Source organism: Pseudomonas oryzihabitans (assembly GCF_007665395.1).
GTDB classification, from domain to species: Bacteria; Pseudomonadota; Gammaproteobacteria; order Pseudomonadales; family Pseudomonadaceae; genus Chryseomonas; species Chryseomonas psychrotolerans_C.
Map to the genome: position 1 here is coordinate 663,660 of NZ_VDND01000001.1, position 12,658 is coordinate 676,317.

Consider the following 12,658-nt stretch of genomic DNA (forward strand, 5'->3'; position numbering starts at 1 on the left):
GCGACTCATGGCTGCCCCCGGGTCGTGGCCTGGGCATCCTGGTCACGCTCGCGCTGCCGCTGCTGCAATTCGTCGCCCTGCAGGTACCGATGGGCGGCACGCCCCACCGGCGCGGCGAAGGCCGGACCGGTGGCGCGACCGACCCGCAGATCGTCCTGGCGCTCCACCATCTCCAGCAGGTTCAGCGCCGAGGCGCAGCCCGGCGGCAAGGCCGCGGGCGGCTCGCTGGTATCCCAGGCCGCGCAGCGTCGCGGCAGCAGCAGGGTCTCACCGTTGGCGGTGACCACCGGGCGGTAGCCGTGGGGCAGCGGTGGCGTCTCCAGCGACGTGGCACAGCCGGCCACCAGCGCCAGTCCCAGCGGCAGGATAAGGCTAGCCAGACGCCGGCTCATCGGACGTAGAACCCGAAGGGTTGCCCGGCGGCCTGGCCGCTGGACAGGCGCTGCGGCGGATCCAGCGGCGTGCGCAGCTGCTCGGGATTGCGCACCGGCTCGACCAGGTAGGGGGTGATCAGGATCACCAGCTCGGTCTCGTTGCGCTGGAAGCGCTTGGAGCGAAAGAGGTTGCCCAATACCGGGAGGTCGCCCAGCCCCGGCACCTTCTCCAGATCCTGGGTGTTGTTGCGCTGGAACAGCCCGGCGATGGCGAAGGTCTGGCCACTGCCCACCTCGACCCGGGTATCCGCGCGGCGGACGCGGAACGACGGCACACTGATACCGCCCACGCTGACCGCCGTCTCGCTCAACAGGTCGCTCACCTCGGGCCGCACCTGCAGGGCGATGCGGTCATCCGGTAGCAGCGTCGGCTTGAACAGCAGCGACACCCCATAGGACTTGTATTCGATACCCACCAGGTCGCGGTTCACCGGTACCGGGACCGGGACCTCGCCACCGGCGAGGAAACTGGCGGTCTCGCCGCTGACGGCGGTGATGTTCGGCTCGGCCAGGATGTCCAGCACGCCCTTGCTCTGCAGGGCTTCGAGCAGCGAATCGATATTGACGTTACCCGAGGCCAGGCCGGCGCTGATCAGGTTGGAGGCGCCACTGGCCGCCTGGGCGGGCAACGCGCCCCCGGTCAGGAAGCCGAAGGAAAAGGTGCCGTTGTTGAACAGCGCATTCCAGCTCACGCCGTAGCGCAGCAGTTCACTGCGCGACACCTCGGCGAAGCGCACGCGGATGTTGACCTGGGGCGAGCCCGCGTAGCGCGCCGTGTTGACGCTGCCCTTCCAGGCCTGATCGCGCTCGTCGAGCAGGGCATCGAGTTCCAGGGCTTCACCGACGTCCGCGGTGCGTCCCCGCGCCGCCAGGCGATTGCCCGCACCCCGGACCTGCACGCCGCTGCCGGGGTGAGCCTGGCGCAGCGCCTGGCCTACCCCGGTGGCATTGGCGGACACCGCCAGTGCGATGTCGGCCAGGGTGTCGCCCGCCGCGTTGACCGCGGCCAGGGTGGTATCACCGGGACGCTTGCCAAACACATAGATGACCCCGGCCGAGACCACCTGCAGGTCGGCGATCTCGGGGTCGGCCACCAGGACCGTATCCACCGGGGCCTTGAAATGCAACAGGCGACCCTGGCCCGCATCCAGCTCAAGTTGGCGCGGCAGGCCGGCGGCCTCGGCGCCAGCGTGATACGCCAGGGTCAGACCCAGCAGCGCCAGACCCAGCCAGAGTGCCATCGTCATCCGCTTCATAGGGGGCTCGCTCCCGCCAGGGCGCGCGCCCGGCGCGGCTCCTGCAACTCGCCACCGGCCACCACGCGCGCGGCATGCAGGCGGTAGTCGTCGGCGATCTCGGCGAACGACAGCACCGCGCGCAAGCCACGCAGTCGCTGGCGGGCCAGCCGCCGCACGGCCGGGCGCAAGCCGGGATGCACCACCAGCAGGGGCGGCCGGTTCGCCTCGCGACAACAGGCCGCCAGCGCCTCCACCAGCACGTCCGCCAGTTCGCTGGGGACCTGCTCGCCCGGGCCCCGGCGAACCGCCGCCAGGAGCCGCTCTTCCAGCGCCGGCGCCAGGACCAGGGCACTGATCAGCCGCTCGGGATCGGCATGCCGATGGCTGATCTGGCGGGCCTGGGTCCGCCGGAGTCGCTCCACCAGCAAGGGCGTCTCGGTACCGGCACCGCTCTTCACCACCCCTTCCAGCACGCCACGCAGATTGCGCAGCGAGACGCCCTCGGCGACCAGCAGCCGCAGCGTTTCGGCCAGGCGCGGCAAGGGTACGCAGCGCAGCGCCTCGCGCACCAATTCGCCATAGTCCTGCTCCATGGCCGCCACCAGCGCCTGGGTCTCCTGCAGCCCGAGGAACTCGGCGGCCTGCTCCTGATAGAGTCGGCGCAAGCCCTCGGCGAGCCAGTCCGGCAGGGACCAGTGGGCCAGCTCGGCCGCGTCCAGCAGGGGGCCGTGCTCGGCAGCGACCCAGAAGGTTCCGGCCTCCCCCGCCGCCTCGGCGGGAATCTCGCACAGTGCCAGGCGCTCCGCGTCGCCCCGCACCAATAGCGCGCCGCTCGGCCAGGCGCGGCCGTCCAGCGGTACCTCGTCCAGCTCGAAGCCATAGGCATCGGCCGTCGCCGGGTCCCGGACCAGACCGCAGCGCGGCAAGGCCAGGCCCAGTTGCTCCTGGACACTCAAGCGCGCCGCCTCCAGGCGCTGCCGGAGCGCCGCGCGATCCACGGCCGCGTCGAGACCGCCGGCGAGGCGCAGCCGTAGCCGCCCTTGCAGGTCCTCCACCGCCGCCGGCTCCTCCACGTCGACCGGGGCAGGATCCTCGACTTCCACGGCCGCGGCGGGCACGCCCGGCGTGGCGGCACGCGCGCGGCGACCCGCGGCATAGCCGCAGGCGCCCAGGATCGCCGCCAGCACCAGGAACACCAGGCTGGGGAAGCCGGGTACCGCCGCCAGCGCGAGCGTGACCGCTGCCGTGAACAGGAGCGCGGAGCGACTGGCACCCAGCTGCTGGAAGATCTCGCCACCCAGGCTGGTGGTGGCCGCCTCGTTGCGTACCCGGGTCACCACGACCCCGGCCGCCACCGAGATCAACAAGGCTGGAAGCTGGGCGATCAGGCCGTCGCCGACACTGAGCAGGGTATACAGGTGGGCCGCTTCCGCGAGGCTCAGGCCCCGCTCCAGCATCCCGATCAGCAGGCCGCCCAGCAGGTTGACGGCGAGGATGACCAGGCCGGCGATGGCATCGCCCTTGACGAACTTCATCGCCCCGTCCATGGCGCCGAACAGCTGGCTCTCACGTTGCAGGTCGGCCCGCCGGCGGCGCGCCTCCTGGGCATCGATGTCGCCGCTGCGCAGGTCGTTGTCGATGCTCATCTGCTTGCCCGGCATCGCATCCAGGGAGAAGCGCGCCGCCACCTCGGCGACCCGCTCGGAGCCCTTGGTGATCACCACGAACTGGGCCGTGGTGATGATCAGGAAGATGACCAGGCCGATCACCACTTCCCCGGCGATGACGAATTCACCGAAGGCCTTGACGATATGGCCGGCGTTGCCCTGCACCAGGATCAGGCGCGTGGTGCTGATGGCCAGGGCCAGGCGGAACAGCGTACTGAGCAGGATCAGCGGCGGCAGCGCCGAGAGCTCCACCGGATTGGTGAGGTAGAAGGCCACTACCAGGATCAGCAGGCTGAAGGCGATGTTGATGGCGATCAGCACGTCTACCAGCGCCGTGGGCAGGGGTACCACCAGCATGACCACCGCCATGATCATGAACAGGGCAATGATGATGTCGGTGCGCCGCGCGGCGACCTGGGCGAACCCGCTCAGCCGCTCAAGCATGGGTGGCCTCCTGGCGAATCCGGGTGAGCCAGGGCTGCAGGCTTTGGCGGGCTTCGTCACGCCGACCGAGCGCCCAGAGCGCCTGGCTGGAGAGACGAAGCACCGCGGGCCGATCGGCCGCCTGGCCCACTAGCGGGTCCAGCGCCGCCAGGGCGCGCGTTGCCTGGCCGCTGGCGAGAAAGGCCGCGGCCAGCGCAATGCGCAGCTCGGTCTGCGCCGGGGCGAGCCGGTCGGCGAGTAGCAGCAAGGCCAGCGAACGCTCGGCATCGCCCGCCTCGCGGTAGAGTTCCGCCAGCCGCTGGAGCAAACACGTCGTCAGGGCATCGTCATTCATGTTCGCTCTCCAGGGGGTGACGTTGGTCGGCCAGCCACTCCAGGGTCCGCAGCTCGTCCTGCAGCAGCTGTCGCGCCTGCTCCAGGGTGGCGGGATCGAGGCCGAGGGCGGGCAGGCGTCGCTCCAGCAGATCCCGCAGCAGCCGTGGCGCCTCGGCGAACACACTGGCCTGCGGTGAGGGGCCGCCCGGGCGGTCGAGGCTGGCGGCTGGCGGTGGGATCGGTTGGGGGCGTGCCGCTTGGGCAGCCGGCGTCGCCAGGGGGTGGTGGGCAGCGGCGCGTGGCTCGACGAGCCTGGACAGCGGCTCGTTGCCGACTCTCATCGACGCGCCTCCAGGCGCGGGACATCCAGCAGCACCCGGCGCTCACCCTGCGCCAGCACCAGTTGCCGGTCGGCGATTCGCGCCAGGGTCCAGCCATCGCCGAGGGCCGCGCCCTCGACGAGGCGCTTGCCCTGATCGACGACGACATAGGGCGCCGGACCGAACCAGACCGCCCGCACCGCCAAGGCGGGCGGCGCCGACAGGGCCTCCACGCGCACGGCGTCGTGCCAGGGGAAGCGGCCTCCGCTCACCTCGTCGAAGCGCCGCTGGACCGCGATCCAGGCCGCCCGCTGGGCGGGCGTGATGACCCCGCTGGCGATCAGGCGATCGTCCTGCCATCCCAGGCGAATCGTGCCGAGCTGGCTGGCGTCCAGCAGGGGCTGCATGAGCGCCTGCGGGTCCGGCGTCGGCGTGGCCAGGGCCGGTAGCGCAGCGGGGGGCGCCGCCTGGGTCGTAGGCGCGTTCACCGTCGGCCACATGGCGTAGGTGGTCAGGCAGACGCCCATCAGTACTGCGGCGACGCCCCACTGCCAGGGCCGGCTGACGGACGCGCCAGCCGGCGCGACCGGGCCCCTGAGCACCAGGCGGGCGGTGCCAAGGGTCAATTCCACCGGCAGTGCCAGGCGGCAGCCCTGCCCCGCCTGGAGCGTGAGACCGGCACCGCCCTGCAGCAGTTGCACGGCGCCGCGCCGGGCCCGTATCTCGACCTCGCGAGCGGTGAGGTCCAGCTCCAGATGGCCTTCGACCACCCCTTCGTCGAGCAGGACGACGTCGGCGCCTGGCTCCGTGCCGACCCGGTAGCGGGCACGGGACAGCGGCAACTGGACACCCCGATGCCGCCCTTCCAGCACCACGAGCTGGAGGGCATCGACGAGCGTGGTGGGCAATTCGATGGCGGCGGCGGTCATGATCGGAGGACTCCCACTACACCGGCGGCTGGCCAGGCAATCCGAAGATCAGGCGCTCGCGGACGGCAGTCGCGCGAACGCCGGGAATTGGAGGCGCGAGCGGCGCGCAGCGCCACCCGCGCAGACGGCTAGTTCTGCGGCCGCTGCTTGGTCGCGTCGAGCTCAGCCTTCTTGGCGGTAGTGAGTTCGGTGATCTTGGCGGATTTCTCGATGGCCATGTCGAACACCGCGGACATCTTGTCGATAGCGGCGTCGGTACCGCCACTGCTTACCGGGGGCGTATTGCTCATGGTTTAGCTCCAGAAACGAGGTCAGGTTGGGCGACGTAGGGCGTCGCTTGCGTAACCGAACGACTGCCTGGTCCGAGCGAGGTCGGGATGGGCATCGGCGCAATCCATGCTAGGCAGGCCTCCGCCGTGCGGGTGTTAAAAGTTGTGAAGTGGCATGAAGCCCTGGCCAGGTGTGATGCAGTCGGCGTCCGCGGTGGCCAAACACCGGCGGCCAGGTGCCGGGGAGCGTCGCGCCCCGCTGCAGCGGACGCGCCCGCCCTGCCTGGGCGCCGGGTACTGACGGGCACCGTCGCTACTTCCGCGGGGATATGAGGTCCCATGTCTGGACCGGGCGCCCGGCCGCGCCGCCGAGCAGCGACCGGGGGCGTCCGCCCCCACGCCTCGCCCTCGGGAGCCAGCCATGTGCGGTCGCTTCGCCCAATACCGTTATGCCCTCGACTACCTGGGCGCCCTCGGCGCCGGCGTCTCGGACGTTCGTACCGGCCTTGAGCCGCGCGCCCTGGGCCGCTACAACGTGGCGCCCGGCACCCGGGTGCCGTTGCTCCACCTGCAGGCGGACGGCTTGCACCTGGACCCGGTGCGCTGGGGGTATCAGCCCGCCTGGGCGCGCCAAGCCAAGCGGCCTCCCGTGATCAATGCGCGGGTCGAGACCGCGGCCACCAGCCGGATGTTTCGCGGCCTCTGGCGCAACGGCCGCGCCCTGGTGGTCGCCGATGGCTGGTACGAGTGGAAGAAGGATCCGGCGGATCCAAAGCGCAAGCAGCCCTACTTCATCACCACGAGATCCGGCGAGCCGCTGTTCTTCGCCGCCATCGGCCACTTCCGGCCGGCAGACCAGGCGCCCCAGGAGGAAGACGGCTTCGTCATCGTCACCGCCGCCGCCGATGCCGGCATGGTCGACATCCACGACCGCCGCCCCCTGGTCCTGCCGCCGCCCATCGCCCGCGAATGGCTGGATCCCGCCCTGGACGACGCGCGCGCCAGCGAGATCGGCCAGGTCGAAGGTATGCCGGTGGCGGCCTTCGACTGGTATCCCGTGGGCCAGGCGGTGGGCAGCGTGAAGAACGAGGGGCCGGCGCTGCTGACGCGCGTCGACGACCCGCTGGTCTGACGGCGCGGCCTGACCGGCTGCCGAACCCTGCGCTCGACCGCCGGAACGAGGCCGGCGCTGGTCAGGCGAGAACCCGCGCCGCACTCACCTCCCGGTGCCGCGCCAGATCGCGGTAGCCCGCCGCAGGATGCGCCGCCGGCAGGCGTGGGCCGGAACCACCAAGCTTCTCGCGCAGGGTTCCTTCCTGGTAAGCGCGCTTGTAGACGCCGCGCCGTTGCAGCTCGGGGACCAGCAGCTCGACCACGTCGGCGAAGGTCTCGTGGGTCACGGCGTAGGCCAGGTTGAAGCCGTCCACGTCGGTTTCCTCGACCCAGCTCTGCAACTCGTCCGCCACCGTCGCGGCGCTGCCCACCAGCAATGGCCCGAAGCCACCGATGCCGACCCAGTCGGCCAGCTCCTGCACCGTCCACTGCTTGCTGGGGTCGGCGGTGGAGAAGGCTTCCACCGCCGACTGGATGGCGTTGGTGTGCAGGTGCTTGAGCACCTGGTCCGGACGGTAGGCGGCGAAGTCGATACCGGTCCAGCCGGAGATCAGGGTGAGCGCACCCTCGTAGCTCACGTAGCCTTTGTACTCCTGCCACTTGGCCCGCGCCTGGGCATCGGTTTCGCCAACGATCACCGTCTGCAGGTTGAAGATCAGTACCTGGCGCGGATCGCGCCCGGCCTCGGCGGCCCGCCGGCGGATGTCGGCCACGGTCTTCTTGAGCACCGTCTTCGATGGCGCGGCGACGAAGACGCATTCGGCGTGCTCGGCGGCGAACTGGCGGCCACGACTGCTGGCGCCGGCCTGGTAGAGCACCGGGGTGCGTTGCGGCGAGGGTTCGCAAAGGTGGGAGCCCGGTACCTGGAAATGCCGGCCGTGATGACCGATGGGATGCACCTTGGCCGGATCGGTGAAGCGCCCGGAGACGCGGTCGCGCACCACCGCGCCCTCTTCCCAGCTGCCCTCCAGCAGCTTGTAGATCACCTGCAGGTATTCCTCGGCGTAGTCGTAGCGGGCGTCGTGGTCGGCCTGGGCGGACTGGCCAAGGTTGCGCGCACCGCTTTCCAGGTAGGAGGTGACGATGTTCCAGCCGATGCGCCCCTTGGTCAGGTGATCCAGGGTGGACAGCCGGCGGGCGAAGGGATAGGGATGCTCGAAACTCAGGGAGGCGGTCAGGCCGAAGCCCAGATGGCGGGTCACCGCCGCCATGGGCGTGATCAGCGCCAGAGGGTCGTTGACCGGCACCTGGGTGGCCTCGCGCAGGGTAGCCTCGGGGCCGCCGCCGTAGACGTCGTAGAGGCCGAGGACGTCGGCGATGAACAGGCCGTCGAACAGGCCGCGTTCGAGCAATTGCGCAAGGTCGGTCCAGTACTCGAGATCCTTGTATTCCCAAGAGCGGTCGCGCGGGTGGCGCCACAGGCCGGGCGATTGATGGGCCACGCAATTCATGTCGAAGGCGTTGAGGCGGATTTCACTGGACATGGGGGCTCCTAGTGGGAGGCGTCGTGGCGCCGGGCGAGTTGATTGAGGGTCAGCACCAGGAGGATCAGCAGGCCGGTGGCCACCTGTTGCCAATAGAAATTCCAGCCCACCAGCAGCAGGCCGTTGGCGGCCACCGCCAGCAGCAGCACGCCCAGCAGGGTGCCAGGCACATTGGGCCGGCCATGGCGATTCAGGCTGGCACCGATGAACACGGCGCCGATGCCATTGATGAGATAGGCGTTGCCCGAGAGCGGCACATAGGCGTCGATACGCAGCGCCAGCAGCATTCCCGCCACCGCGGCCGCCAGGGCGGTGGCCAGGCAGGTCCAGAGCGCCAGGCGCCGTAGCGCCAGCCCCGAATAACGCGCCACCAGCGGCTGGCTGCCCAGCGCCAGCACGGCGCGGCCCAGGCGCCCGCGGGCCAGCACCAGGCCGTAGACCAGGGCCAACAGCAACACCGTCCAGACCGCCGCCGGGACCTCGAGCCAGCTGCTCGCGGCCGGCCTGAATTCGGGCTTGAGATACAGCGGCAGCCCGCCCTCCGACAGCAGCTGTTGCAGGCTGGTGCCGATGAACAGCAGCCCCAGGCTGGCGAGGAAGGGCGACAGCCCCACACCGGCCACCAGCAGGGCATTGGCCACGCCGACCAGCAGCCCGAGCCCCAGTCCACCAGCGAGCGCCACGGCCAGCGGCCAACCGGCATTGAGCAGGGCGATGCAGCCAAAGGCCGCCAGGTCCAGGGCGATACCCACCGAGAGGTCGATGCCACCCGCGGCGATGGCGTAGGTCAGTCCCAGGGCCATCAGCGCCGGCACCAGGCCATTGTTGAGCAGCAGGCTGAGCAGATTGCCCTGGCTGAGAAAGCCGGGCGCCGCCAGGGCGAAGACCACCACCAGCGTGAGGAACAGCAGCGGCAGCGCCAGGCGCAGGCTGGGACGGCCAAGGGATAGGGTCGCGTTCATAGACTACCCTCCTTGCGCAGACTGGCCGCCGCTACCACCAGCAGGATCAGCGTGCCCTGCACGCCATTGACCAGGAAGCTGCTCACCCCGAGCAACTGGAAGCCATTGCCGAGCATGCCCACCAGCAACGCCGCCAGCAGGGTGCCGCCGACGCTCGGCAGGGAGCGCCAGGAGAACACCGTCCCGAGAAAGGCGATGGCCACCACCGGCAGCAGCAACTCACCCGATCCGGGGGTACTGCCACTGAACCAGGCCACCGAAAGCAGCGCGGCCAGGCCCGCGCAACCGCCCGCCAGCAGATAGCTGGAAAACACCAGCGTCCGGACCGGCAGGCCGGCGGCCCGCGCCGCTTCGGGATGATCGCCCACCGCCGCCAACCGCAGACCATAGCGGGTACGTTGCAACAGGACCGCCAGTACCAGGGCGGTCGCCAGCAGCACCCAACCCGCGGCCGGGATGCCCAGCAGGCTGCCCATCCCAAGCAGATCCAGCCAGGGCGCACTCGCGGGCAGCACGGTGTTTTCGCTCAGGACCAGTTCCAGGCCGGCCACCACATTGAGGCTGGCCAGGGTCGTCAGCAGCGGCGGCAGGCCCAGCAGGGTCACCGCCAGGCCGTTGACCGCCCCCACCACCAGGCCGCAGGCCAGGGTCAGGCCGATGGCCAGCGGCGCGCCGTATCCCGCGTTGACCAGGCTCGCCTGGACCGCCGCGCAGAGGCCGAGATTGGCCGCCAGCGACAGATCCAGGCCGCCGGCCAGGACGTTGCCACCCCCACCGACGATCACCAGGGTGAGGCCCAGCGCCAGGATGCCGGGGATGGCGGCCTGGGCCAGGATATTGGCGAGATTGCCGGCGCCCAGGAACCCCGGCGCCCGCCAGGCGAACAGGGCGGCGATCAGCACGAAGGCCAGCAACGCCCCGTGGCGCCAGACGTCCAGCCGCCAGGCCAGGGCCGGCGCCGCAAGAGATTCAGGAGGCGAGGCCAAGATCCGCCCTCCCCGTCGCGTCCGCCACCGGTGCCACCGCGCCGGTGGCGGTGGCCAGCAATTCTTCGGCGCTCAGCTCCCTGGCCGGACGCGCCGGCAGCAATCGTCCGCGATGCATCACATGGATGCGGTCGCAGAGGTTGAGCAATTCGGGCAAGTCCACCGAGAGGATCAACACCCCGGCGCCCTGCTCCACCAGCCGGGCGACCTGGCGATAGAGTTCGGCCCGCGCGGCGAGGTCGATGCCCACGCTGGGTTCGTCCAGCAGGTAGAGCCTGGCGTCGCGGGCCAACCATTTGCCCAGGGCGACCTTCTGCTGGTTGCCGCCACTGAGGTGGCGCACCGGCGTCTCCAGGTCCGGGGTACGGATGTCCAGCGCCTCGCGCAGCCGTAGTGCCGTCTGGCGCTCGGCGCCTGGCCGACGGAGACCGAACCAGCTGAAACGCTCCAGGGCGGCCAGGGTGAGATTCTCGGTCACGGTGAGATCCAGGGCCACGCCCTGCTGCCGGCGATTCTCCGGCAACAGCGCCAGTCCCGCCCGCACCGCGGCGCGGGGGTGGGCGAACCGGTGCAGCCGTCCCTCCAGCAGCAACTCGCCCTCGGCCACTGGCAGCAGGCCGAACAGCGTCTTCAACAACTCCTTGGCGCCCGAGCCGACCAGGCCGGCGACGCCGACCACCTCGCCGCGGCGCACCTGCAGGTCGACCGCGGCGAACGCTCCCGGTCGACCGAGCCGGCGCGTCTCCAGCAGCACCTCGCCAGGCTGTGCCTGCGCCTTGGAATAGGCCTCGCCGAGTTCGCGGTTGATCATCAGCCGCGCCATGGCCGCCGCGGGCGTGACCCGGGGTTCGACTTCCGCCACCTTCTGGCCGCCCCGCAGCACCGTGGCCCGGTCACAGAGGCGTTCGACCTCCTGCAGGTAGTGGGAGACATAGAGCAAGGCCAGGCCTTGATCGCGCAACTCGCGCAGCAGCTTGAGCAGGCGCTCCACCTCGCCGTGGGCCAGGGCGACCGTGGGTTCGTCGAGCACCAGCACCTTGGGCGTGCCCAGCAGCGCCCGGCTGATCTGCAGCAGCTGTTGTTCGGCGCTGCTCAGCTCCGCCACCCGGGTCCGCGCGCGGCAGTCCAGGCCGAAGCGCTCGGCCAGTAGCCGCTCCGCCGCCCGCTCCTGGCCGCGACGATCCAGCAGCGGGCCTAGGCGCCGCTCCTGGCCGAAGAACAAGGCCTCGGCCAGGGTGAAATTGGGCGGCAACAGCCGCTCTTGGTGGATGATGGATATCCCGCGCCGGGCCAATTCGCGCGGTCCCGCGCCGAGCAGCGACTGGCCATCCAGGCGCAGCTCGCCGGTATCAGGCGTCACCAGTCCGCCGAGCACCTTGATCAGGGTGGACTTGCCGGCGCCGTTCTCGCCGATCAGGCCGTGGATCTCGCCGGCCCGAAGGGTCAGGTCGACGCCCGCCAGCGCCTGGGTCGCCCCGTAGCGCTTGGCGACGCCGCGCAATTCGAGCACCGCCGTGCTCATTGATCACCCCGCAGCGCCGCGACCTGGTCCAGGTTCGACTGGGTGGTGAGCAGGGTCGGTACATGGGTTTCCTTGGGCAGGTCGCGGGCGCCGGCCAGGTAGCGGGCGACATTCTGCACCGCCGTGCGCCCCATCAGCGCCGGTTGCTGGGCGACCACCGCGCCCACCGGGCTGTCGTCACGCTTGAGCAGCTCCAGCACCTCGGGGGTGCCGTCGACGCCATAGGTCTTGATCTCGGTCCGCCCGGCCTCGATCAGCGCCTGGCTGGCGCCGAGCTGGGGAATGTCCCAGGCCGACCAGATGGCGGCGATGCTGCCCTTGGGATACTTGTTGAGCAGCGCCGCGATCTGGCCGCGGGCGTCCTGCACGGTGTTGGGGATCACGTCGCGCAGCTCGGGCTGGATGATCTTCAGCCCCGGATGGGCCTCGAGCACCTTGCGCAGCTCGGCGTAGCGGATGGCGCATACGGGCACGCCTTGGAAGCCGTTGAACACCAGGATGTCACCCTTGCCACCGGTGTCCTTGGCCAGCTGCTCGGCGAGTTCACGGCCGGCCGCGGCGTTGTCCGAGGTGGTGTTGTTGAGGCTGTATTGGGACGGCGCATCGATGGTGAACAGCGGGATGCCGGCCGCCTGGATGCGCTTCAGCCAGGGATCTATCACGCTCAGCGTGCCGAGGGTCTGGATCACCGCGTCGGGCTTCTGGGTCACCAGCGTCTGCAACTGGGTCACCAGATTCTTGTCGTTGCGCCCGGCGTCCAGGGTGATGGGGGTGCCACCCAGCCGCTTGACCTCTTCCACCTGCGCCTGGAACGCCTTGAGGTCGAAGTAGTGGCTGGTGCCGGTCATGCTGATGGCGATGCGCTTGCCGGCCAGCGAGGGAATCTCGTCCGCGGAGGCGAAGGCGGTGGTCACCAGCAGCGGCAACAGCAGCAGGGAGCGAAGCAGTCTGCGAAGAGCCATGTAAGTCCTTTCT

13 protein-coding genes are annotated in these 12,658 nt (G+C 70.4%); 1 reads left to right on the plus strand and 12 read right to left on the minus strand.

Annotation, left to right across the window (positions count from 1 at the left end):
- Positions 1-5: 5 nt before the first annotated feature.
- From FSV73_RS03045 to FSV73_RS25510, 7 genes are all read right to left on the minus strand, one after another.
- Positions 6-392 carry a hypothetical protein gene (locus FSV73_RS03045; RefSeq protein WP_145003631.1) on the minus strand — a complete coding sequence of 129 codons (387 nt, stop codon included), beginning with the start codon at positions 390-392 and terminating at the stop codon, positions 6-8.
- Positions 389-1,690: a type II and III secretion system protein family protein gene (locus FSV73_RS03050; protein ID WP_145003634.1), complete on the minus strand. Its 1,302-nt coding sequence runs from the start codon at positions 1,688-1,690 to the stop codon at positions 389-391. Before FSV73_RS03050 ends, FSV73_RS03045 begins: the two co-directional genes overlap by 4 nt.
- Complete coding sequence (gene sctV / locus FSV73_RS03055) at positions 1,687-3,783, minus strand: type III secretion system export apparatus subunit SctV (protein ID WP_145003636.1); 2,097 nt, start codon at positions 3,781-3,783, stop codon at positions 1,687-1,689. Before sctV ends, FSV73_RS03050 begins: the two co-directional genes overlap by 4 nt.
- On the minus strand, positions 3,776-4,117 hold the full coding sequence (locus FSV73_RS03060) for a tetratricopeptide repeat protein (protein WP_145003639.1): 342 nt from the start codon (positions 4,115-4,117) through the stop codon (positions 3,776-3,778). The genes sctV and FSV73_RS03060 overlap by 8 nt, the downstream gene beginning before the upstream one ends.
- Positions 4,110-4,439, minus strand: coding sequence for a hypothetical protein (locus tag FSV73_RS03065; RefSeq protein ID WP_145003642.1), 330 nt, complete (start codon positions 4,437-4,439; stop codon positions 4,110-4,112). The genes FSV73_RS03060 and FSV73_RS03065 overlap by 8 nt, the downstream gene beginning before the upstream one ends.
- On the minus strand, positions 4,436-5,347 hold the full coding sequence (locus FSV73_RS03070; RefSeq protein WP_145003645.1) for a SctD/MshK family protein: 912 nt from the start codon (positions 5,345-5,347) through the stop codon (positions 4,436-4,438). Before FSV73_RS03070 ends, FSV73_RS03065 begins: the two co-directional genes overlap by 4 nt.
- Positions 5,348-5,475: 128 nt before the next feature.
- Entirely contained in the window at positions 5,476-5,637 is a 162-nt protein-coding gene (locus FSV73_RS25510; protein WP_181902077.1) for a hypothetical protein, read from the minus strand.
- Between the two features lie 400 nt (positions 5,638-6,037).
- On the opposite strand from FSV73_RS25510, the gene FSV73_RS03075 reads away from it, so the two are divergent.
- The gene (locus FSV73_RS03075; RefSeq protein ID WP_145003648.1) at positions 6,038-6,748 is read left to right on the plus strand and encodes an SOS response-associated peptidase family protein; all 711 of its coding nucleotides are present in this window, start codon (positions 6,038-6,040) and stop codon (positions 6,746-6,748) included.
- Between the two features lie 61 nt (positions 6,749-6,809).
- Here FSV73_RS03075 and FSV73_RS03080 read toward each other — a convergent pair whose 3' ends face one another.
- The 5 genes from FSV73_RS03080 to FSV73_RS03100 are packed head-to-tail and all read right to left on the minus strand — an operon-like array spanning position 6,810 to position 12,645.
- The gene (locus FSV73_RS03080) at positions 6,810-8,213 is read right to left on the minus strand and encodes an LLM class flavin-dependent oxidoreductase (protein WP_145003651.1); all 1,404 of its coding nucleotides are present in this window, start codon (positions 8,211-8,213) and stop codon (positions 6,810-6,812) included.
- A gap of 8 nt (positions 8,214-8,221) precedes the next feature.
- On the minus strand, positions 8,222-9,175 hold the full coding sequence (locus tag FSV73_RS03085) for an ABC transporter permease (protein WP_145003654.1): 954 nt from the start codon (positions 9,173-9,175) through the stop codon (positions 8,222-8,224).
- Entirely contained in the window at positions 9,172-10,161 is a 990-nt protein-coding gene (locus tag FSV73_RS03090) for an ABC transporter permease (protein ID WP_145003657.1), read from the minus strand. Before FSV73_RS03090 ends, FSV73_RS03085 begins: the two co-directional genes overlap by 4 nt.
- Positions 10,145-11,683: a sugar ABC transporter ATP-binding protein gene (locus FSV73_RS03095; RefSeq protein ID WP_145003660.1), complete on the minus strand. Its 1,539-nt coding sequence runs from the start codon at positions 11,681-11,683 to the stop codon at positions 10,145-10,147. Before FSV73_RS03095 ends, FSV73_RS03090 begins: the two co-directional genes overlap by 17 nt.
- On the minus strand, positions 11,680-12,645 hold the full coding sequence (locus tag FSV73_RS03100) for a sugar ABC transporter substrate-binding protein (RefSeq protein WP_145003662.1): 966 nt from the start codon (positions 12,643-12,645) through the stop codon (positions 11,680-11,682). Before FSV73_RS03100 ends, FSV73_RS03095 begins: the two co-directional genes overlap by 4 nt.
- Positions 12,646-12,658: the final 13 nt, after the last annotated feature.